The organism is Kitasatospora sp. MAP12-44 (assembly GCF_029892095.1).
Classification (GTDB): Bacteria; Actinomycetota; Actinomycetes; order Streptomycetales; family Streptomycetaceae; genus Kitasatospora.
Map to the genome: position 1 here is coordinate 5,086,479 of NZ_JARZAE010000004.1, position 20,171 is coordinate 5,106,649.

Annotated in this window: 20 protein-coding genes; 8 read left to right on the top strand and 12 right to left on the bottom strand. The window is 70.7% G+C overall.

Annotated features, from left to right (window positions below):
- Nucleotides 1-46 precede the first annotated feature (46 nt).
- Nucleotides 47-712 carry a peptide-methionine (S)-S-oxide reductase MsrA gene (gene msrA / locus P3T34_RS23770; RefSeq protein ID WP_280668066.1) on the bottom strand — a complete coding sequence of 222 codons (666 nt, stop codon included), beginning with the start codon at nt 710-712 and terminating at the stop codon, nt 47-49.
- A 72-nt stretch (nt 713-784) separates the two neighbouring features.
- Here msrA and P3T34_RS23775 point away from each other — a divergent pair, with 72 nt between their 5' ends.
- The 5 genes from P3T34_RS23775 to P3T34_RS23795 all read left to right on the top strand — a co-directional run bounded on the left by P3T34_RS23775 (nt 785) and on the right by P3T34_RS23795 (nt 6,608).
- Nucleotides 785-1,948 (top strand): cystathionine gamma-synthase, encoded by a 1,164-nt coding sequence (locus P3T34_RS23775; RefSeq protein WP_280668067.1) that lies wholly within the window; start codon nt 785-787, stop codon nt 1,946-1,948.
- 398 nt (nt 1,949-2,346) lie between these two features.
- Entirely contained in the window at nt 2,347-3,387 is a 1,041-nt protein-coding gene (locus P3T34_RS23780; protein ID WP_280668068.1) for a ketoacyl-ACP synthase III family protein, read from the top strand.
- A 52-nt stretch (nt 3,388-3,439) separates the two neighbouring features.
- Complete coding sequence (gene ilvA / locus P3T34_RS23785; protein WP_280668069.1) at nt 3,440-4,651, top strand: threonine ammonia-lyase; 1,212 nt, start codon at nt 3,440-3,442, stop codon at nt 4,649-4,651.
- Nucleotides 4,652-4,777: 126 nt separating this feature from the next.
- Nucleotides 4,778-5,743, top strand: coding sequence for an ATP-binding cassette domain-containing protein (locus tag P3T34_RS23790; protein ID WP_280668070.1), 966 nt, complete (start codon nt 4,778-4,780; stop codon nt 5,741-5,743).
- A 1-nt stretch (nt 5,744) separates the two neighbouring features.
- Entirely contained in the window at nt 5,745-6,608 is an 864-nt protein-coding gene (locus P3T34_RS23795) for an ABC transporter permease (protein ID WP_280668071.1), read from the top strand.
- A gap of 84 nt (nt 6,609-6,692) precedes the next feature.
- Here the strand turns inward: P3T34_RS23795 and greA are convergent, their stop codons facing one another.
- Nucleotides 6,693-7,193 carry a transcription elongation factor GreA gene (greA, locus tag P3T34_RS23800; protein ID WP_280668072.1) on the bottom strand — a complete coding sequence of 167 codons (501 nt, stop codon included), beginning with the start codon at nt 7,191-7,193 and terminating at the stop codon, nt 6,693-6,695.
- A gap of 199 nt (nt 7,194-7,392) precedes the next feature.
- Nucleotides 7,393-7,806: a DUF4307 domain-containing protein gene (locus tag P3T34_RS23805; RefSeq protein WP_280668073.1), complete on the bottom strand. Its 414-nt coding sequence runs from the start codon at nt 7,804-7,806 to the stop codon at nt 7,393-7,395.
- A gap of 118 nt (nt 7,807-7,924) precedes the next feature.
- On the opposite strand from P3T34_RS23805, the gene mca reads away from it, so the two are divergent.
- Complete coding sequence (gene mca / locus P3T34_RS23810; RefSeq protein WP_280668074.1) at nt 7,925-8,821, top strand: mycothiol conjugate amidase Mca; 897 nt, start codon at nt 7,925-7,927, stop codon at nt 8,819-8,821.
- 112 nt (nt 8,822-8,933) lie between these two features.
- Complete coding sequence (locus tag P3T34_RS23815) at nt 8,934-9,128, top strand: hypothetical protein (protein WP_280668075.1); 195 nt, start codon at nt 8,934-8,936, stop codon at nt 9,126-9,128.
- 102 nt (nt 9,129-9,230) lie between these two features.
- Here the strand turns inward: P3T34_RS23815 and P3T34_RS23820 are convergent, their stop codons facing one another.
- From P3T34_RS23820 to P3T34_RS23830, 3 genes are read right to left on the bottom strand one after another with little or no spacing between them, the layout of a single operon-like run.
- A complete protein-coding gene (locus P3T34_RS23820; RefSeq protein WP_280668076.1) occupies nt 9,231-9,944 on the bottom strand; it encodes an SDR family oxidoreductase in 714 nt (237 codons plus the stop codon).
- Nucleotides 9,945-9,981: 37 nt separating this feature from the next.
- Nucleotides 9,982-10,404, bottom strand: a complete 423-nt coding sequence (locus tag P3T34_RS23825) for a 5-carboxymethyl-2-hydroxymuconate Delta-isomerase (RefSeq protein WP_280668077.1) — start codon at nt 10,402-10,404, stop codon at nt 9,982-9,984.
- 21 nt (nt 10,405-10,425) lie between these two features.
- Complete coding sequence (locus P3T34_RS23830) at nt 10,426-11,844, bottom strand: MFS transporter (RefSeq protein ID WP_280668078.1); 1,419 nt, start codon at nt 11,842-11,844, stop codon at nt 10,426-10,428.
- A gap of 275 nt (nt 11,845-12,119) precedes the next feature.
- Between P3T34_RS23830 and P3T34_RS23835 the strand changes: the two genes are divergently transcribed.
- A complete protein-coding gene (locus P3T34_RS23835) occupies nt 12,120-12,464 on the top strand; it encodes a helix-turn-helix domain-containing protein (RefSeq protein ID WP_280668079.1) in 345 nt (114 codons plus the stop codon).
- A 9-nt stretch (nt 12,465-12,473) separates the two neighbouring features.
- On the opposite strand, the gene P3T34_RS23840 is transcribed toward P3T34_RS23835, so the two are convergent.
- From P3T34_RS23840 to P3T34_RS23865, 6 genes are read right to left on the bottom strand one after another with little or no spacing between them, the layout of a single operon-like run.
- Nucleotides 12,474-13,721, bottom strand: coding sequence for a hypothetical protein (locus tag P3T34_RS23840; protein WP_280668080.1), 1,248 nt, complete (start codon nt 13,719-13,721; stop codon nt 12,474-12,476).
- Nucleotides 13,718-14,635 carry an FAH family protein gene (locus P3T34_RS23845; RefSeq protein WP_280668081.1) on the bottom strand — a complete coding sequence of 306 codons (918 nt, stop codon included), beginning with the start codon at nt 14,633-14,635 and terminating at the stop codon, nt 13,718-13,720. The genes P3T34_RS23840 and P3T34_RS23845 overlap by 4 nt, the downstream gene beginning before the upstream one ends.
- 48 nt (nt 14,636-14,683) lie before the next feature.
- On the bottom strand, nt 14,684-16,438 hold the full coding sequence (locus P3T34_RS23850; RefSeq protein WP_280668082.1) for a thiamine pyrophosphate-dependent enzyme: 1,755 nt from the start codon (nt 16,436-16,438) through the stop codon (nt 14,684-14,686).
- Complete coding sequence (locus tag P3T34_RS23855; protein ID WP_280668083.1) at nt 16,435-17,610, bottom strand: enolase C-terminal domain-like protein; 1,176 nt, start codon at nt 17,608-17,610, stop codon at nt 16,435-16,437. Before P3T34_RS23855 ends, P3T34_RS23850 begins: the two co-directional genes overlap by 4 nt.
- On the bottom strand, nt 17,603-18,481 hold the full coding sequence (locus tag P3T34_RS23860) for an alpha/beta fold hydrolase (RefSeq protein WP_280668084.1): 879 nt from the start codon (nt 18,479-18,481) through the stop codon (nt 17,603-17,605). The genes P3T34_RS23855 and P3T34_RS23860 overlap by 8 nt, the downstream gene beginning before the upstream one ends.
- The gene (locus tag P3T34_RS23865) at nt 18,478-20,163 is read right to left on the bottom strand and encodes a GH3 auxin-responsive promoter family protein (RefSeq protein ID WP_280668085.1); all 1,686 of its coding nucleotides are present in this window, start codon (nt 20,161-20,163) and stop codon (nt 18,478-18,480) included. The genes P3T34_RS23860 and P3T34_RS23865 overlap by 4 nt, the downstream gene beginning before the upstream one ends.
- Nucleotides 20,164-20,171 lie beyond the last annotated feature (8 nt).

Below are 20,171 nucleotides of genomic sequence, written 5' to 3' on the forward strand. Positions count from 1 at the left end.
TCCCACCCCCCGACGTGCGGAACGTCGGGGGGTGGGAGCCGGGGCGTCAGCCGTCGGTCCTGGCGACGCCGATCGGGCAGCTGGCTCCGGTGCCGCCCAGGCCGCAGTAGCCGCCGGGGTTCTTGGCATCGGACAGGTACTGCTGGTGGTAGGGCTCGGCGGGGTAGAACGGGCCGGCGGGGGCGATCTCGGTGGTGATCGCACCCAGGCCCAGCGCGGTCAGGGCGGGCTGGAAGGCGTCCCTGGAGGCCTCGGCGGCGGCCAGCTGCGCGGCGGAGTGGGTGTAGACGGCGGAGCGGTACTGGGTGCCCACGTCATTGCCCTGGCGGAAGCCCTGGGTGGGGTTGTGCGCCTCCCAGAAGGTCTTCAGCAGCGTCTCGTAGCTGATCACCGCGGGGTCGTAGACCACGCGGACGGCCTCGGTGTGCCCGGTCTGCCCGCTGCACACCTCCTCGTACGTCGGGTTCGGCGAGTGGCCGCCCTGGTAGCCGACCAGGGTGGTCCAGACGCCGGGCAGCTTCCAGAAGGTGCGCTCGGCACCCCAGAAGCAGCCGAGCCCGAAGTCGGCGATCTCCAGGCCAGCCGGGTACGGCCCGGTGAGCGGCGTGCCGAGCACGGTGTGCGACTCGGTGGACGTGAATGCGGGGACCGCCCGACCGGGCAGGGCGCGGTCGGGGGTGACGAGCTCGGTCTTGTGACGGTTGAACAGCATGGTCGTCCCAACGCCGCCGAGCCGTCAGAGATTCCGCGAGAGAATCCTGACGTGCCACTACGCTCAGGTGCCATGAGCGAGCACCAGCACCAGTCTCCCCAGGGCTTCGAGACCCTTGCCATCCACGCGGGTCAGGAAGCAGACCCCCAGACCGGGGCCGTCGTCCCTCCCATCTACCAGGTGTCCACTTACAAGCAGGACGGAGTCGGCGGCCTGCGCGGCGGCTACGAGTACAGCCGTTCCGCGAACCCGACCCGTACGGCGCTGGAGGAGTGCCTGGCGGCGCTGGAGGGCGGGCAGCGCGGTCTGGCCTTCGCCTCCGGCCTCGCCGCCGAGGACACCCTGCTGCGCACCGTGCTGCAGCCCGGTGACCACATCGTCATCCCGAACGACGCCTACGGTGGCACCTTCCGGCTCTTCGCCAAGGTGCTGAGCCGGTGGGGCGTGGAGTTCTCGGTCGCCGACACCCAGCACCCGTCCAAGGTGCGCGAGGCGCTGCGCCCGAACACCAAGGCCGTCTGGGTGGAGACCCCGAGCAACCCGCTGCTCGGCATCACCGACATCGCCGCCGTCGCGCAGATCGCGCACGACGCGGGTGCGCTGCTGGTGGTGGACAACACTTTCGCCAGCCCGTACCTGCAGCAGCCGCTGGCGCTGGGCGCGGACGTGGTCGTGCACTCCACCACCAAGTACATGGGCGGGCACTCGGACGTGGTCGGCGGCGCCCTGGTGGCGGCCGACGCCGGTCTGGGTGAGGAGTTGGCGTACCACCAGAACGCGATGGGCGCCGTCTCCGGCCCGTTCGACGCCTGGCTGGTGCTGCGCGGCATCAAGACGCTGAGCGTCCGGATGGACCGTCACACCGCCAACGCCGAGGAGATCGTGGCGCTGCTGACCCGGCACCCGAAGGTCACCCAGGTGTACTACCCGGGTCTGGCCGAGCACCCGAACCACGAGGTCGCGGCCAAGCAGATGAAGGCCTTCGGCGGGATGGTCTCGTTCCGGGTGACGGGCGGCGAGGAGGCGGCGGTGGAGGTCTGCAACCGCGCGAAGCTCTTCACCCTGGGCGAGTCGCTGGGCGGCGTCGAGTCGCTGATCGAGCACCCGGGCCGGATGACCCACGCGTCGGTCGCGGGCTCCGCGCTGGAGGTGCCGGCCGACCTGGTGCGGCTCTCGGTGGGCATCGAGTCCGGCGCCGACCTGGTCGCCGACCTGGCCCAGGCGCTGGACTACTGACCGGTCCGCGGTCCAAGGACCCCGGAGCCCGCGCGGGCTCCGGGGTCCTTTCCTGTCACCGGCTGTCCTCATCCTGGTCGGTTGCGCTTTACCTGGCCATGTCAGCGCTGGACCAGGGCACCCTTGCGGAAACCGATCGCCGGTCGAGAGAGGCCCAGGCGGTACGTCAGCGCGCGGTCAGGTCCGCGTCAGGTCCGCGTCAGCACGATCGGCAAGGATCTCACCGAGAGCAACACCGGTGGGCCCGCGACGGCCCGTCGGAACGGCCGGCCTGCGGGCGGGCGTTCCGGCGGGCAGACCTTGTTCGACGGGCTGCTGAGGGGACACCGGGAGGCTGTCACTTGGGCCACGGGGGCGATTCCGGAGCAGGGCTCCGGCCAGTAGACAGAGGTGTGCTCATGCGCTGGGACAACTTGTACCTTGCCGGGCTCGGGACCTATCTGCCGGAGCGGGTGGAGAAGGCCGAGGACGCGGTCGCCGCCGGACGCTACGACGCCGCGGCGGCCGCGGCCAACGGCATCCGCGCGGTGCGGGTGGCCGATCCCGCCGAGGCGCCGCCGGTGATGGCCGCCGTCGCCGCGCGCCAGGCGGTCGAACGCTCCAGGCACGCCGACGAGGAGTTCGGCCTGGTGGTGCACGCCTGCTTCGGCCACCAGGGCCAGGAGTTCTGGCAGCCGGCGTCCTACGTCCAGAACAACTCGGTGGGCGGCTCGGGGCTGGTCGCCGAGGTCCGCCAGGGCTCCAATGGCTCGCTGGTGGCCCTGGAGCTGGCCGCCTCCTGGCTGGCCGCCCGGCCCGCCGAGGCCGCGCTGGTGACCTCCGCCGACTGGTTCCAGCTGCCGTACTTCGACCGCTGGAACAGCGACGACTTCCAGGTGTACGGCGACGGCGCGGGCGCGGCGGTGCTCTCCTCCCGGACGGGCTTCGCCCGGATCCGGGCCACCGTGACGGTCTCCGACCCGACCCTGGAGTCGCTCTACCGCGGCGCCGAGGGCTGGACCACCGGCCCCTTCGCGAGCGGTCGGCAGATCGACATGCGCAACCGCAAGGTGCACTACCTCGCGGCCGGCCCGGACCGCGCCGGGCAGGCGATCGCGCGGATGAAGCGAAATCTGCTCGACGCCGTCGGCTCGGCGCTGCGGGACGCGGGGACCGACCTCGACGGCATCGCGCACGTGGTGCACCCCAACACCGGTGAGGGCACGGTCCGCAACGCCTTCTACGCGCCGCTGGGGATCGACGCCGACCGGACCGTCTACGAGTGGGGCCGCGACTACGGGCACATCGGCGCCGCCGACCAGTTGGTGAACCTGGACCACCTGGCCACCAGCGGCCGGGTCACGCCGGGGGACCTGGTGCTGGTGCTCGGCGTGGGCATCGGTTTCACCTGGAGCGTGATGATCCTGGAAGTGCTCTCCGACCCCAACTGGGCCCGCTGAGACCGACGGGAGGTCCCGGGCGGCCTGGGACCGACCGGTCTAGGCTGGCCGCATGCAGAGCTGGCCGATCACCATCGACGACGTCCTCGGTGCGCACAAGATGCTCGCCGGGGTCGCCCGGGTCACCCCGATGGAGAGCAGCCGCTACCTCTCCGCGCTGGTCGGCACGCCGGTCCACCTGAAGTGCGAGAACCTCCAGCGCACCGGCTCGTTCAAGCTGCGCGGTGCGTACGTGCGGATCGCCGGGCTGTCGCCGGTGCAGCGGGCCGGCGGCGTGGTGGCGGCCAGCGCGGGCAACCACGCGCAGGGCGTCGCGCTGGCGGCCTCGCTGCTCGGGGTGCGCTCGACGGTCTTCATGCCGCGCACCGCGCCGCTGCCCAAGGTCGCGGCCACCCGGGAGTACGGCGCCGAGGTCCGGCTGCACGGCACCACGGTGGACGAGGCGCTGGACGCCGCGCAGCGGTACGCCGAGGCGAGTGGCGCGGTGTTCATCCACCCCTTCGACCACGCGGACATCGTCACCGGCCAGGCCACCGTGGGCCTGGAGATCCTGGACCAGTGCCCGGAGGTGCGCACCATCCTGGTCGGGACGGGCGGCGGCGGGCTGCTGGCCGGGATCGCGGTGGCGGTGAAGGCGCTGCGCCCGGACATCCGGGTGATCGGCGTGCAGGCAGCCGGCGCGGCCGCGTACCCGCCCTCGCTGGCGGCCGGTCGGCCGGTGACCCTGCCGTCCTTCCACACGATGGCCGACGGGATCATGGTCGGCCGCCCCGGCGACATCCCGTTCGAACTGGTCAACGCGCTGGCGGACGGGGTCCGCACGGTCTCCGAGGAGTCGCTCTCGCGGGCGCTGCTGCTGGGCCTCGAGCGGTTGAAGCTGGTGGTCGAGCCGGCGGGGGCGAGCCCGCTCGCGGCGCTGCTCGAGCAGCCGGACGGCTTCGAGGGGCCGGTGGTGGCGGTGCTCTCCGGCGGCAACATCGACCCGCAGCTGATGCAGCGGGTGCTGCGGCACGGCCTGGCGGCGGCCGGCCGCTACCTCTCGCTGCGGGTGCGCCTGGCCGACCGCCCGGGCGCGCTGGCGACGCTGCTGGGCGTGCTCACCGCGGTGGACGCCAATGTGCTGGACATCGCGCATGTGCGCACCGACCCCAGACTCGGCCTCGCCGAGGTGGAGGTCGATCTGCATCTGGAGACCAAGGGCGAAGAGCACTGCCGCACCGTGGTGGGGGAGTTGGGCGACGCCGGCTATGTGGTGTCGAGCTGAGGAATATGGGAATTCGCTTGACGCGATATATCGCGTTTCCCTAGTGTCGTCGGGTCGCTCTGGCCCGGCTCCCGGGCCAGAGTGTGGACGTGACCACTTTCGAGTCCGAGGAGATGAGGCGGGCCCATGGCGCCAGCCATCGAAGCTGAGAACCTGGTCAAAACATTCGGTGACGTGCGAGCCCTCGACGGCGTCAGCCTCGACGTGCCGGAGGGGACGGTGCTCGGCCTGCTCGGCCCGAACGGCGCCGGCAAGACCACCACCGTCCGGGTGCTGACCACCCTGCTGCGCCCCGACTCGGGCCGCGCCGTGGTCGCCGGGGTGGACGTGCTCAAGCACCCGAACCGGGTTCGCAGCCTGATCGGCCTGTCCGGTCAGTACGCCGCCGTCGACGAGTACCTGACGGGCCGTGAGAACCTCCAAATGGTCGGCGAGCTCTACCAGATGACCGTGCGGGACGCCAAGGCCCGGGCCCGCGAGCTGCTGGAGTGGTTCAACCTCGACGAGGCGGCCGACCGCACCGCCAAGACCTACTCCGGCGGCATGCGGCGCCGGCTCGACCTGGCCGCCGCGCTGGTCGTCCGGCCGCCGGTGATGTTCCTGGACGAGCCGACCACCGGCCTGGACCCGCGCAACCGACTTGCTCTGTGGGAGGTCATCGAGACGCTGGTCGAGCAGGGCACCACGCTGCTGCTGACCACCCAGTACCTGGAGGAGGCCGACCGCCTCGCCCACGACATCTGCGTGGTCGACCACGGCAAGGTGATCGCGCGCGGCACCGCCGACCAGCTCAAGGCGCAGATCGGCGGCGAGCGGGTCGAGGTGGTGGTGCACGACCGCGAGCTGATCGCCACCGCCGTCGAGGCGCTGAAGACCTTCGCGGTGGGTGAGCCCAGTGTGGAGAAGAACACCCGCCGGATCACCGTCCCGGTCACCGGCGGCGCCAAGGTGCTCGCCGACGTGATCCGCGAGCTGGACGGGCGCGCGATCGAGATCGATGACATCGGCCTGCGCCGACCCACCCTGGACGACGTCTTCCTGTCTCTGACCGGGCACGCCACCGCCGAAGCCGACAACGGAACGGAGGCCTGAGATGACCACGTCCACCGCCACCGAGCACGCCATCGGCGGCGCGGTGCCGCGCCAGCGCCACGGGGTCGCCGCGATCCTGCACGACTCCTGGGTGGTCGCCAAGCGCAACCTGCGCCGGATGACCCGGATCCCGGAGATCGTGGTCTTCGGGTTGATGCAGCCGGTGATGTTCGTGCTGCTCTTCTCGTACGTGATGGGCGGCGCCATCCAGATCCCCGGCGCCGGGGCCAGCTCGTCGATCTACATCCAGTACCTGATGGCCGGCATCTTCGCGCAGACCGTGACCTTCGCGGTGGCGGGCGCCTCGGCGGGCATCGCGGAGGACATGACCAAGGGGCTGGTGGACCGGTTCCGCTCGCTGCCGATGACGCGCTCGGCCGTGCTGGTCGGGCGCACCCTGGCCGACCTGGTGCAGACCGCGTTCACGCTGCTGGTGCTGGCGATGGTCGCGCTGCTGGTGGGCTGGCGGATCCACCACGGCGTCCTGGAGGCGCTCGGCGCGTTCGGACTGCTCCTGCTGCTCGGCTACGCGTTCTCCTGGATCGGCGCGCTGATCGGCCTGTCGGTGCGCAGTCCCGAGGCGGCCACCTCGGCCGGGCTGATCTGGCTCTTCCCGCTGACCTTCATCTCCAACGCGTTCGTGCCGATCAGCAAGATGCCGGGTTGGCTGCAGCCGATCGCCTACTGGAACCCGTTCAGCGCGACGGTGCAGGCCTGCCGCAACCTGTTCGGCAACCAGGTCGGGCCGGTGGACTCAGCCTGGCCGATGCAGCACGCGATCGGCGTGTCGATCGGGTCCTCGCTGGTGGTGCTGGCGGTGTTCTCCTGGCTGTCGGTGCGCAAGTACCGCTCCGCGGTCGGATAGCTGGGGTCCGCTCTGCGGTCGGATAGCCGTCGGGCCCCGGATCTCAGTGAGGTCCGGGGCCCGACGCGCAGGTGCAGGGAGGGGTCAGCCCACGTACGGCTTGACCTCGAGGATCCGCACGCCGGCCTTCTTGCCGTTCGGCAGCTCGTACGTGGCGTCGTCGCCGATCTGCTTGCCGTCGATCGCCCGGCCGAGCGGCGACTGCGGCGAGTAGACGTCCAGCTCGTCGTCGCCGGCGACCTCGCGGGAGCCGAGCAGGAAGGACATGGTGTCGTCCGGGTCGCCGTCGAAGGCGACGGTGACGACCATGCCGGGGGCGACCACGCCGGAGTCCTCGGGGGCCTCGCCGACCTTGGCGCGCTCCAGGAGCTGGTTGAGCTGGCGGATCCGCAGCTCCTGCTTGCCCTGCTCCTCCTTGGCGGCGTGGTAGCCGGCGTTCTCCTTCAGGTCGCCCTCTTCGCGCGCCGCCTCGATCTTCTGGGCGATCTCGACGCGCCAGGGACCGGTCAGGTACTCCAGCTCGGCCTTGAGCTTGTCGTAGCCGGACTGAGTGAGCCAGGTCACGTTTTCGCTGGTCTGGGTCACAGGTGCTCCTCGTCGGTGCTGGGGCTGTGCTGAGGGTTTTGTCAGCAGGAGTGGTCAGGGTCGTGCGATGGGCGAAACCACGAGCCTAACAATGTCCGGTCGCCGACGGGAGGGTCGTTGACGCGGCGTTGTCGCCCGGCATGCCGGGGGATACCCGCTGGACGGCCTGCTCAGGCGGCCGATGGTCCATCAGGACGGGTTACTTCGTCGGCGTACAACTCAGTAGCTCGCCGGTGGTCCCGCGCGCGGTGGTGCGGATCGTCACCACCTGCTGGAAGGCGGTGCCGTGCGACGGGATGTCCACGTCGGTCTGGCCGACCACCGTCCCGTCCGGGGACTGCGAGCGGAGCGTGCAGGTGCCGCTGGTACCGGAGTCCTTGTTGATCGCGAGCTCGACCTGCACCTGGCTGTCCGAGACCACCTGGAACGCGATCACGGTGCCGTTCAGCTTGGACTGCTGCAGCAGGTAGGAGCCGCCCAGCCAGGCGATCAGGCCCAGGATGACCACGGCGAGGCCCGCGCCGACGAACTTCAGCCGACGGTCGGCCTGGTCGCCGGTGGTGCCGTACCGGCCTTCGGGGACGCCGGTCGGGGCCGTCGTGGTGCCGCTCATGGCTGGATCAGTCCTTCCCGGAAGGCCCTCGGGTGGTGCGCGGGAATGCTCGGGTCCTCCAGTCCGTCACTATAGGGGGAACGATGCTGAGCCGGACATTCCCGGAAGGAACCAGGCGTTGACTGAGCAGTTGCGGCTGATGGCGGTGCATGCGCACCCGGACGACGAGTCCAGCAAGGGTGCGGCCACCATGGCCATGTATGTCGCCCAGGGCGTGGAGGTGCTGGTTGCGACCTGCACCGGCGGGGAGCGCGGCTCTGTGCTCAATCCGAAGCTCCAGGGGGACCCGTACATCGAGGAGAACATCCACGAGGTGCGAAGCAAGGAGATGGACGCGGCCCGCGAGATCCTCGGGGTCGAGCAGGCCTGGCTGGGATTCGTCGACTCGGGGCTGCCCGAGGGCGATCCGCTGCCGCCGCTCCCGGAGGGCTGCTTCGCCCTGCAGGACGTCGAGACGGCGGCCGAGCCGCTGGTCCGGTTGATCCGCGAGTTCAAGCCCCAGGTGATCACCACCTACGACGAGAACGGCGGTTACCCGCACCCTGACCACATCATGACCCACAAGATCACCATGCGGGCCTTCGACGCCGCGGGTGACCCGGACGCCTACCCCGAGGCGGGTGAGCCGTGGCAGCCGCTGAAGCTGTACTACAACCACGGCTTCCCGATGGGCCGGATCCGCGCCCTGCACGCCTACCTCACCGAGCACGGCTTCGACTCCCCGTACGGCGAGTGGATCGCCGGCTGGGAGAAGAGCGGGCGCAAGGATCGCGAGATCACCACGCGGGTGCACTCCGCCGACTGGTTCGAGACCCGGGACCGGGCGCTGATCGCGCACGCCACCCAGATCGACCCGGACGGCCCGTGGTTCCGCGTGCCGCTGGACGTCCAGCGGGAGGTCTGGCCGACCGAGGACTACGAGCTGGCGCGTTCGCTGGTCGACACCGACCTGCCCGAGGACGACCTGTTCGCGGGCCTGCGGGCGAGCAGCCTGGCGAGCGAGTCCGCCAAGTAGCACTGGCACAAGTAGCACCAGTAGGGGCGCGAAAGCCGAGGTCGGCGAGGGTTTCGGCCGACACGCCCACCCCGGTGGCCCGGCTCCAGATGAGTCGGGTCACCATGGGGGGATGAGCACCTCTGCGACCATGACCCACCTCGCCGCTGCCGCGGTGCTGAACAACGACGACAAGGTGACGCCCGGCCTGCTGGGCTTCGTCGTCTTCGCCGCGCTCGGCGTGGCCACCTGGTTCCTGCTGAAGTCGATGAACGCGCGGATGAAGCGCGTGGACTTCGTCGAGGAGCCGGAAGTCACCAAGGAGTAGTAGCCCCGGCTGATCGGGGGCTGGCACGCAGGAAGGGGCCCGGGCCGGCGAACCGGCTCGGGCCCCTTTGGCGTTTCCATGGGACCGGCAGTGCGGGCAGGGTCAGGCGATCGACCCGCCGCCGTCGACGAAGACCGTCGTGCCGGTGCTGTAGCCGTTGCCGGCCAGGTAGAGGATCGCCTCGGCGACGTCCTCGGGCCGGCCCACCCGGCCGACCGGGAGCCGCTGGGCGGCGCCCTCGTACATGGTCTCGCGGTTGGCCTCGGCCAGCCCGTCCCAGAGCGGGCTCTTGATCAGGCCGGGGGAGACCGCGTTGACCCTGATCGGCGCGTACTCCAGGGCCAGGCCGCGGGCCAGCGCCTCCAGCGCCGCGTTGATGGCGCTCTGCAGGGCGGAGGCCCGGCTCGGCCGGACCGAGAGGTAGCCGGAGACCAGGGTCAGCGAGCCGCCCGAGCGGATCGAGACCTTGCGGCTGATCCGGTAGGCGCCCCAGAACTTGCTGTCCATCGCCGCGTAGGCGTCGTCCAGCGGCAGGGTGTCGGCCCGGCCGGTGGGGGTCACCCCGGCCGAGACCACCACGTGGTCGAACGCGCCCGCCGCCTCCAGGAACCGCTCGACCTCCTCGTCGTCGCGGATGTCCAGGGTGCGACCCTGGGCGCGGTCGCCGAGCGACTTCAGCGCCTCGTCGATCTTCTGCTGGGACCGCGACACCACGGTGACCGCGGCGCCCGCCGCGGCGAAGCCCGCCGCCGTCGCCAGGCCCACGCCGGAGGTTCCTCCGACCACCAGGACCCGCTGTCCTTCGAACGCGTTCACTTGCCTTCTCCTCATATCGTCGATCGGACGGGGGCGGTCACACGGACACGGGGACCGGTATGGGGACGGGGGCGGCGGCGCGCGCGGCTGCTGGGCGCTCGGAGCGGGCGCGCGCGAAGCTCTTCCGGTCGAGTTCGGTGATCTGCACCGAGATGTCGCAGGCGACCTCGTCCATGGTGCGTTGGAAGTGCTCGGTGAGCACGCGCAGGGCCGCCCGGCTGATCCGCCCCCGCAGCTCGTCGGACTTGCCGGCGAAGGTGCGGATGTCCAGGTTCACAAAGGCCTGCTCGTACGTTCCGTCGCCGATGAAGTAGTCGTTCATCCGGACGGCGCGACTCTTGAAGTCCTGCACCCGGAACTCGCCCGCGGTCGCCAGCAGCGCGTGCAGTTCGACGAACAGGCCCGGGACGTCGAGGTCTTCACGGACGTTGCCGGAGTATTCGAGCATCACATGCGGCATGGGGTACTTCCTTGTCTGTCGTCACTTCGTGGACAGGCCGGCGCATTCGGCGACAGCCGGCACCGGCTTGACGGGCTCCCGGACCGCGGGGGCGGCCACGGGACGGATCCGCTGGATTCCCACGGCGCTCAGCAGCGCACCGAGGACCAGCACGGCGGTTGCCGCGATCAGGGCGTAGCGCAGTCCGGTCAGGAAGCCGGCGCCGGCGACGTGGCCGACCAGCAGCCCCATCGTCGCGACGCCGATCAGTCCGCCGAGCTGGCGTGAGGCGTTCAGCACGCCGGAGGCGATGCCGATGTTCCCCTGCTCCACCGCCGACAGCATGGCGTTGGTCATCGCGGGCACCACCAGGCCGATACCGGCGCCGGCGACCAGCAGTTGGAGGGCGATGGAGAGGTAGGAGGCGGAGCCGACGGCCGGCAGCATCGTGAGGTAGCCGAGTGCGGCCAGCAGGCTGCCGGAGATCAGCACCGGGCGGGCACCGTGGCGCTTGGTGAGCCGACCGGAGACCAGGTTCGCGATCATGATGGTGGCGGTCATCGGCAGGAAGGCCAGGCCGGCCCGGATCGGGGTGTAGTGCCAGACGCTCTGGAAGAAGAGGCTGAAGATGAAGATCAGGCCGTAGAAGGAGAAGTTGACGGAGACTCCGATCAGCGAGGAGGCCGTGAACGCCTTGTTGCGGAAGAGCTTCAGCGGCAGCATCGGGTCCGCGCTGCGGCCCTCGACCACGATGAAGCCCGCCACCGAGAGCACGAAGACCGCGAAGCAGGCCAGCACCAGGGGTGCCGTCCAGCCCAGGCCGTTGGCCTCGATGATGGCGGCCGTCAGGGTGCCGAGGCCGACCACCGCGAGCGCCTGGCCGGGGAGGTCGAAGGAGCGGGCCGCGCCGGTACGGGGCTTGGGGGCGGGCGCGTTGGCGCCGATCAGCCAGATGCCGGCCACCGCGATCGGCACGTTCACGAAGAAGATCGACTGCCAGCCGAGCTGCGAGATCAGGATCCCGCCGACCACGGGACCGAGCGCCAGCGAGAGGCCGCCGGCCGCTGCCCAGAGGCTGACCGCCTTGCCGCGTTCGGCCGGCACCGGGAAGGCCTGGTTCACCAGCGCGAGCGAGGACGGCACGATCAGCGCCGCGCCGACCCCCTGCACGATCCGCGCGATGATCAGCATCACCAGGGTGTCCGAGGCGCCGCAGGCGAAGGAGGCCAACGCGAAGACCGCGAAGCCGAGTTGGAAGATCCGCTTGAGGTCGAAGCGGTCGCCGAAGGCGCCGGCGGTGAGCAGGAAGGCGGCGAAGGTGAGGGTGTAGCCGTTGATCACCCACTCCAGGCCGGAGATGCTGCCGCCGAGGTCGCGGCGCAGCGCGTCGGTCGCCACATTGACGACGCTGACGTCCAGGATGACGACGACGAAGCCGAGGCAGGCTGCGAGTAGCGTCAACTTACGCTTCATGGCAGGGAGTTCGTTTTCAGACATGGGGACCCTACATTTCGTGTCGAGCAGGGAGGCCGGCGAGAAGCCGCTGGAACCCCGCGGCCCGATCGCGGGCGCGATGGCGGGCGCGATGGCGGGCGCGGTAAAGGGCTCCCCGCGGGGTAGGCTGTTCGATGAAGCGCGAACAGTTAGAGTGTATGACAATCGTCGAACACTTAGCAATGCACTGAGCACTGCACTGAGCAATGAAGACTGAGCAATCCGTCATCAGGGAGGCCGACATGACCATCGACCCGCCCGCCGCGACGCCGCGGCACCGGACCCCGCCGGAGCACGCCGTGCTGGACGAGGTGACGCTGGAGGCCGCGCTCGCGGCGCTGGCCGACCCGGTCCGGCTCACCCTGGTGCGCGAGGTGGCCTCGGCCCAGGACTGGGAGCGGTCCTGCGGCAGCTTCGACGTCCCGGTCCGCAAGGCGGCGCTGAGCCACCATTTCGCGGTGCTGCGCGCCGCCGGGCTGATCGAGCAGCGCGACGCCGGGCCGCGGAGGTTCAACCGGCTGCGGCGCGCCGAGTTCGACGAGCGCTTCCCGGGGCTGCTGGACGCCGTGCTGCGGGCCCAGGAGTAGCGGGGGCGCCTACACCAGGGCGCCCAGCTCCGCGAGGGCCAGCTCGCGCAGCAGCCGGGCGGTGTCGGCCGCCACCGCCGGGTCCATCGCCGGCGTGCCGTACGCCAGTGCCGCCTCGAAGGCGCCCTTGAAGGTGGACAGGTGCAGCACCACGGCGTAGTTGGCCGCGGTGCGGTTGACCACGGTGCGAAAGGCCGTCACCCGCTCGGCGTGCGGGCCGAGCGCCGGGTCCAGCACGCCCAGGTTGGTGATGCAGATGCCCGGGAACGCCTCCAGCGCGCCGAGTTCCAGCACCGAGCGGCGGATCTCGGCGTGCGTGCGCCGGGTCGGGCGCCAGGCGGCGTCGGCCTGCCCGAATCCGGACCGGTAGCGCTGCGCCGCGGCCGGCAGCGGCAGCCCGTCGGCCCGGACCGGCTGCTTCAGCACGGTGATGAAGCAGCCGAGATCGGCCAGCGCCGGCTCCTCCTGGTAGCGGCCGCGCAGCGAGGCCGCTGTGAAGAAGTCCAGCTCGGTGCGGCCGGTGACGCTGCCGAAGGCCTCGGTCAGGGCGGCGGCGAAGAACTGGTTGACCGTGATCCCGCCCTCCTTGCAGGACCGCTTGATCGCCTGGCTCTCGGCGGGGGAGAACGACAGGGACTCGAAGCCCGTGCCGCGCTCCGGCCAGCGGCGCCGGGCGAAGAACGGCAGCGCGGCGCTGCTCGCCGGTTCCTGCGGCGGCCGGCCGCCGAGGGCCCGGGCGGTCAGCTCGTCGCCGTTGCGGGACACCCGGGCGTGCGCGTCGTCCGTCGGGCGGGCCGCCCCGAACAGCCGGTCCAGCAGCTCCCGGACGATCCAGGACGTCGAGTAGCCGTCCGAGATCGCGTGGTTGCGCACGAACAGCAGGTGCGTGCGGCCGCTCGCCGGGTCCGCCGCCACCCGCAGCCGCCAGAGCGGTCCGCCGGTGGGCAGGACGTCGTTCAGCTCCGCGGTCAGCAGGTCCTCGGGGGAGAGGAACGACGGCAGCAGGCCGATCCGCAGCTGCCCGGGCTCGATGCCGTCCGGGCCCTCGGCGAACCAGAGCGAGTCCCGCTCCTCGACGATCCGCAGCCGCAGGATCGGCAGCCGCCGCGCCCAGCTGCGGACGCCCACGGTCAGCGCCCGCCGCTCGAAGAGCCCGTCCACGGTGACCAGCGTGGCGACCTGGGTGGTGCCCGCGAGCGCGGCGTGCAGCAGGGCGAACGAGGCCTCGACGTCGCTCAGTCGGCGGATGGCCTTCATGACGCCTCCGTGGTCGGGCTGCCCGCCCAGTGCACGGCATCGGAGAGCCGCACGTCGTGGCTGCTCACGTCGATACCGATCCGGTCGCCGTGCTCGATCCGGAAGCCGTCGTGGAAGCTGCTGCGGTCGGCGCCGATGAAGACGTAGTGCACCCGGCCCGGCTCGCTGAGCACGGGGAAGGAGAAGAGGTTCTCCATCATGTCCGCCAACTCGTAGTGCAGCGCGTCCAGTCCGGTCCGGAAGTCGCCCTTCCAGGCGGTCTCGCCCGCGCGCTCGATGGCCACCGTGCCGGTCACCGAGCGCGGCGGCGGGCCGAGGAAGAGCCACGGCGCCACCGAGCACTCGCAGAGCTTGGCGTAGGAGAGGTGGCCGTTGTTGCGCTTGAAGCGGCCGATGTCGGTGAGGTCGTTCCCGAAGGTGTAGCCGAGGTAGCGCGGGGTGCCCTCCTGGTCGGTCAGGTAGACCAGGACGACCTCGGCCTCCTCGCAGATCGCGACCGCCGAGCCCGGGACGGTCAGCGCCTGGCCGGTCACCCGCAGGGAGTGGCCCAGGCCCTTGAAGAACCAGTTCGGCCGGGCCGGCTCGGCGTCGGCGGCGGCCGGGCTTGACGTCGGTGCGGTCACCTTGACGTTGTGGGTCTGCATAAAGCCGCTGAGCGTCGCGTCGGAGGGGGAGGCCGGCAGCAGCGGCGGGCGCATCCGCAGGCCGTCGCGGTCGGCCGCGGGTATCAGCACCGGGGGGCAGGCCGCTTCGACGGTTCGTCGGAACTCGTCCGGATCGCCGGACGCGGCCGTCAGCCAGACCGCTGCTCCGGCGGCACCCACCCGGTGCACCCGGACCGGCTCACCGTCCACCGGACGCTCGAAGCCCAGGTAGCGCTCGTTGTCGAAGTCGCACTCGAAGAACATGCTCATGGGGAACTGCCTTTCGTGAGGTGTCGAGGTCCGGGGGGCGGCGGTGGCTCACTCCATGAGGATTTCCACCAGGGCCGGCTTGCCGTGCTCCTTGATGTACGCGACGGCCTCGCGGACGCTGGACGCCACGTCGCCGATCGCCTCGACCCGGGGCAGCGTGTGGATGTTGAAGGACTGCGCCAGAGCGACGAAGTCGACCGGGTTGTCGTAGAAGCTGGTCGCGATGTGCGAGCGGTCGATGTCGCGGTCGCGGTTCTCGGCGATCCGGGCGGCGTGCTGGGTGGAGTTCAGGTAGAGCCGGTTGTTCATCACGATGACCAGCAGCGGCACGTCGTAGGCCGCCAGCGTCCACAGCGCGCTCGGGGTGTAGAGCAGGTCGCCGTCCGCCTGGAGGTTGATGCAGAGCTGCCCGTCGCCCTGGTGGGCGATCGCGGCACCGATCGAGGCGCCGAGACCGTAGCCGAGGCCGCCGCCGCCGTTCAGGCCCAGGTAGCTGCCCGGCCGGTCGATCGCCCAGAGCTTCTTCACCCAGCCGTCGATGGTCAGGCTGCCGGTGTTGGTCAGCACCCAGGGCTCGTCGCGCACCGCTCGGTGGATCTCGTCCACGGCGGCGGCCACGTTGATCACCGGCCGCTGGTGCGCCTGCTCGGCCTGCTCGGCCCAGCCGAGTCGGGCCTGGGTGTGCACGGCGGCGATCCGCTTGGCCCGGGCGTCCCGTCGGGCGGTGAACTCCGCCGTGGCGAACGCGCCGTCCTCGTCCTCGGCCAGTGTCCGCAGGGCGGTCAGGGTCTTGACGCTGTCGGCGATCAACGAGTCCTGCACCGGGACGAGTTGCTGGTAGTCCGCGGCCCACTTGCTGACCAGCAGGTCGTTGCTGCCGATGCTGACCACCTCGGCGCCGCCGACCGGCCGGCCCTGCGGGGTGAGCTCCAGGAACGAGCCCAACGCGCCCACCAGGTCCTGTACTTCGAGGGCGATCACCAGGTCCGCGTCGGCCAGCAGCTGCTCCTGCGCGCCGGACAGGTTCAACTCGTGGGTGTTGGGCAGGTTGAACCGGTTGCCGCGGTCGACCACGGCCAGGCCCAGGCGCTCCGCCAGGGCGACCAGCGGGGCCACGGTCTGCGGGTTGCGGCCGGCGAAGTCGACGATCAGCACCGGAAGTTCAGCGGCCAGCAGTCGCTCGCAGAGAGCGGTGAGCCGCTCGGCGTCAAGACCGGGCAGCTCGGCCGGCCGGGTGGTGGACTTGGGCAGCAGCTCGACGCCGTCCTTGAGCGGCTGCTCCTGGATCTCGAAGTCCAGTGCCACGAAGACCGGAGCCTGCTGCTCGGTGTTCATCAACTTGAAGGCGCGGTACAGGGATTCGACGGTGGCCCACTGGCTGGTCGGCTGGTCGCACCACTTCACGTAGTCCTTCACCACGGACTCGATGTGCTGCGAGGTGTGGATCCAGTCGATCCACGGGCGCCGCTCGCCGGCGTCCAGCGGGCCGTTGCCGCCCAGCACCAGCAGCGGCACCCGGTCGCACCACGCGTTGAAGATGGCCATCGAGGCGTGCAGCAGGCCGACGTTGGCGTGCACGAAGACGGCCATGTGCCGGCCCGAGGCCTTGTGGTAGCCGTGGGCGACCGCGACCGCGATCTCCTCGTGGCAGGCCATGATGATCTCCGGGGCGATGTCCGCGTTCTCCGCGTGCACCAGTGAGTCGTGCACACCGCGGAAGGAAGCACCGGGGTTGAAGCTCACATAGTCGATGTCCTGCTGGTGCAGGAACTCGACGACCGTGTCGGAGAAGTATTTCGTCATGCCTCTGCCTTCGATGACACGCCCAGCGGGCGCCAGTGGTCCTGACCTTCGGTGAACGCGGCCACGGCGTACGGTTCGGCGCTCGCGTCGAGCTCCATGCCGAACCCGGCACCCGTGGCCGGGGAGATGGTGTTGCCCAGGCGGTCGACACCCGGCGCCGGCGAGACGATCATCGTGGCGAAGAAGCGGTCGGACTGACCGGCCTCGACGGTGACGGCGTCGCCGTGGTGGAAGGCCAGCGCCCGGCCGGCCGCGATCAGCGGTCCGACCTCGGCCACCTGCACGCCCACCTGGTAGGCGACGCCGTGCTCGCGGGCGAACTCGATGAGCTCGTTCGAGCGCAGCAGGCCACCGCACTTGGCGACCCGGACGTTGAACGCGTCGCAGGCACCGGCCGCCACCGCCGTGCGGGCGTCGGCCAGGCTGCTGAGCGACTCGTCCAGCATGATCGCCATGCCGGTGCGGCGCCGGATCTCGGCCAGCTCGCGGTACGCGCCCTTGCGTACCGGCTCCTCGACCAGGTCGACGCCGTGTCCGCGCAGCGCGCCGATGTGGCGCACGGCCTGCTCGACGTCCCAGCTCATGTTGGCGTCGACCATCACCGGCACGTCCGGGCCGAGCTTGTCCCGCACGGCCCGCACGGTGCGGACGTCGCGCTCGATGGACTCGGACGCCTTGATCTTGACGAAGTGGAACGGACCGCGGGTGGCCAGGAACTCCTCCACCGGCAGGCCCAGATCCAGCACCTGGGAGACCGGCAGCGCGGCACCGGTCGGCGTGTCCGGCCCGAGCACCCGGGCGATGGGCAGCTGGAGCCGGCGGGCCAGCAGGTCGAGGACCGCCGTCTCCAGCAGGCAGACCAGGTTGTTGCCGCCACCGAGGCCGAAGGTCCGCTCGAAGCCGTCCGCCCGCAGCGCCGCGAGCAGCTCGCGGCTGTCGGTGTGCCGCAGCCGCTCGAAGAGCCCGTCCAGGGACAGCGCGCCGAGCGCCGCCGTCACGCTCGCGCTGGTCTCGCCGGTCACGTAGGAGCGCGGTGCGCACTCGCCCAGGCCGCTCGCCCCGTCGACCGTCAGCCGCAGCACCAGGCTGTCCGAGCGGCTGCGGCGGGCCGCCGGGTGGTCGAAGCCGACCCGCATCGGCAGCGTCGCGTGGTGCAGCAGTGCCTCAGCCATGGTGTTGCAGGGCCGGTATCATCGTGAACGCCGAGGCCCAGTTGACCAGTTCGGCCCGTACGTCGGTGTAGAAGAGGTAGTGCTTGTCGGTCGGGAACTGCAGCAGGCTGCCGCGACCGTCGACCAGCTCGTTGAACGCGTGGCGGGCGGAGGCGAGGTCGATCACCGGGTCGACCAGGCCGGAGACGTACGCGGTCGGCACCCCGGGCAGCACGCGTGAGCTGTTCAGGTAGCGGTCCTCCAGCTCCAGCAGGGTCCGCCGGGAGCGCAGCGTCAGATACCGGGTGGCCAGGTCGTCCTGGTCGATGTACTCGCGGTACTTGGGGTGGTCGGTGAAGTCGGCGGACTGCAGCCCGGCGTCCCACAGGTCGGTCCGCTGCTCGGCGGCCAGGGTGCGCCGCTGGTCGGCGGAGAGCGTCGAGTGCAGCCGGCCCAGCCAGGTGGAGCAGAAGACGGCCGAGTCGTAGCGGACGTCGAGTCTCTCGTCGTGCAGCAGGGCCGCCAGGAACGAGCCGCCCAGGCAGTGGCCGAAGAGGTTGAGCGGGATGTCGTCGCCGATCATCTCGCGCACGGTCCGCAGCGCCGCCAGGTAGTCGCCGAGCACGCTGTCGGCGTCCGCCAGCTCGCTGCGCTCGCCGCCGCTGATGCCGCAGCCGCGCCGGTCCAGGGTGAAGAAGGCGATGTCGTTGGCCGCGAACTGCGGTCCGACCTCCCACAGCCACCCCGCGTGGCTCTGCAGCCCGTGGAAGTAGAAGACCGCGCCCTTGACGTTCTTGGGGCGCCACAGGTGCAGCGCCAACTCCGTGCCGCCGACCGGCACTCCGTGGATCTCGCGGCGGATGTCCTGCGGCGCCTTCTTGAGCTCGATCATGCCCGTTCTCCCAGTTCTTGGCCGGTGATCTCGGAAAGGAAGTCGATGTCGCGTTGGAACGGCTTGTACTTGTACTGCGTGGCGTTGCTGCCCAGCCGCTTGCTCTCGAAGTAGGCGTTGATCGCGTTCGGCGGCACCGAGACGACCTTGATCGGGTTCAGGCGGCCGCTGTCCCGCTTGGACGCGTACTCGATGTTGATCTCCTTGAGCTCCCGGTCGATGCCGGCCGAGATCGCGCTGTCCGAGGCGCCGAGGCCGTTGGTCGTCTCGACCAGGGCGACGTAGTTCGGCGGCTCGGCCCAGTGCGGGCCGCACATGTAGAGCCCCATATCGACGTTGAGCCGCTCAAGACCCTGGGTGATCGCCTGGGTCACCTGGGCCTCGGTGATCTTCTCGCCGGTGAAGGAGTGGAACACGCCGTCGCGGCGCAGGAAGTGGATCCACGGCACGTCGCCCACCACGCGGTCGACGTGGTAGATGTCGCCGGTCCAGAGCCGGAACAGGCCGTTGCCCTGCGACATGATCAGGTGGTAGTCCTCGCCGGCCCGCAGCTCGTCGAAGAGCAGCGTCTCCACCGACTCGCCGCGCTCCAGGAGTTCGCCGAGCGGCACCGCCGCCGGGACGAACTCGAAGTACGCCTGGCCGACCGCCAGCGGCTGGCTGTGCAGCGTCCCGTCCACCGGGATGGTGGTGACGCCCTCGGTGCCGCAGCTCATGAAGGGCAGCTTGTCGACGCCCGGGAAGGCGGCGTCCAGCTTGCTCTGGTAGAGCCCGGCCGAGGAGGACATCCAGCAGCTGTAGAGCGTCAGCGAGGGCCAGACGTCCTTCAGGCTGAAGTCGGGGTTGCGCAGCACCGCCTCCAGCCGGGCGGCCGCCTGCGGGTCGGGGTCGCCGAAGGGCTCGCCCTGCAGCGTTCCGTCGAACAGGTCCCGCACCAACTGCTCGCCGTGCAGGGCGATGTGGTCGCGCAGCGAGATCAGCGTGCTGGGGTTGATCGAGGAGATGTAGTGCAGCTCCTGGCCGAGCAGGTGGCGGATCCGGTGGTACATCCGGCCGTCGTGGGTGCTCGGCGTCTCCGGCCCGAACCAGGGGGCCTGGTACCACGGCGGGTTCCAGTCCAGCGTGTTGATCTGCGGGTGGCGGTTGCTGATCGCCTGGTGGGCGACGCCGTGCACGAAGTCGTAGACGTCCTCGCGGACGGTCTGGGTGTCCAGCGTGGAGAACGGGCCGGCGAGCATCTCCGGGTGGCTCTCCAAGTACGTGCCCCACATCGCCTTCATGGCGGGGATGCGGTAGGTCAGCAGCCAGTGCAGCGTGTACGGGACGCGCTTGGGGGTGCCCGTGGTGCCGCTGGTCTTCAGCCAGCGCAGCACCGGGCTGCAGGTCAGCACGCCGCCCTTGGTGCGGGTCTCGCGCTCGATGGCCGGGGCGAAGTCGTCGTAGCGCATGATCGGCAGGATCTTGCGGAAGGCGCTGCGGTCGTCGGCGACGACGTCGTAGTTCAGCTCCTTCCAGAGCAGTGCGTTGCTGCTGATGCCGATGATGTCGTCCAGCACCCGGTCCTGTGCGGCCTGCGGGTTGGCGAGATCGGTCAGCAGGTCGGCGCGGGCCTGCACGCACTCCGCTATGAAGGGGTCCCGTCGGCTGCGCCAGTGCGCCAGCCAGTTCGTCGTCTGTTCCATGATCCATT

Bases quoted from the DNA above. Each gene is read 5' to 3' on its own strand.
- msrA (WP_280668066.1), bottom strand. From the start codon at position 712: ATGCTGTTCAACCGTCACAAGACCGAGCTCGTCACCCCCGACCGCGCC.
- P3T34_RS23825 (WP_280668077.1), bottom strand. From the start codon at position 10,404: ATGCCGCATGTGATGCTCGAATACTCCGGCAACGTCCGTGAAGACCTC.
- P3T34_RS23790 (WP_280668070.1), top strand. From the start codon at position 4,778: ATGGCGCCAGCCATCGAAGCTGAGAACCTGGTCAAAACATTCGGTGAC.
- P3T34_RS23775 (WP_280668067.1), top strand. From the start codon at position 785: ATGAGCGAGCACCAGCACCAGTCTCCCCAGGGCTTCGAGACCCTTGCC.
- P3T34_RS23865 (WP_280668085.1), bottom strand. From the start codon at position 20,163: ATGGAACAGACGACGAACTGGCTGGCGCACTGGCGCAGCCGACGGGAC.
- P3T34_RS23835 (WP_280668079.1), top strand. From the start codon at position 12,120: ATGACCATCGACCCGCCCGCCGCGACGCCGCGGCACCGGACCCCGCCG.
- ilvA (WP_280668069.1), top strand. From the start codon at position 3,440: ATGCAGAGCTGGCCGATCACCATCGACGACGTCCTCGGTGCGCACAAG.
- P3T34_RS23805 (WP_280668073.1), bottom strand. From the start codon at position 7,806: ATGAGCGGCACCACGACGGCCCCGACCGGCGTCCCCGAAGGCCGGTAC.
- P3T34_RS23860 (WP_280668084.1), bottom strand. From the start codon at position 18,481: ATGATCGAGCTCAAGAAGGCGCCGCAGGACATCCGCCGCGAGATCCAC.
- P3T34_RS23840 (WP_280668080.1), bottom strand. From the start codon at position 13,721: ATGAAGGCCATCCGCCGACTGAGCGACGTCGAGGCCTCGTTCGCCCTG.
- P3T34_RS23850 (WP_280668082.1), bottom strand. From the start codon at position 16,438: ATGACGAAATACTTCTCCGACACGGTCGTCGAGTTCCTGCACCAGCAG.
- P3T34_RS23795 (WP_280668071.1), top strand. From the start codon at position 5,745: ATGACCACGTCCACCGCCACCGAGCACGCCATCGGCGGCGCGGTGCCG.
- P3T34_RS23780 (WP_280668068.1), top strand. From the start codon at position 2,347: ATGCGCTGGGACAACTTGTACCTTGCCGGGCTCGGGACCTATCTGCCG.
- P3T34_RS23815 (WP_280668075.1), top strand. From the start codon at position 8,934: ATGAGCACCTCTGCGACCATGACCCACCTCGCCGCTGCCGCGGTGCTG.
- P3T34_RS23855 (WP_280668083.1), bottom strand. From the start codon at position 17,610: ATGGCTGAGGCACTGCTGCACCACGCGACGCTGCCGATGCGGGTCGGC.
- P3T34_RS23845 (WP_280668081.1), bottom strand. From the start codon at position 14,635: ATGAGCATGTTCTTCGAGTGCGACTTCGACAACGAGCGCTACCTGGGC.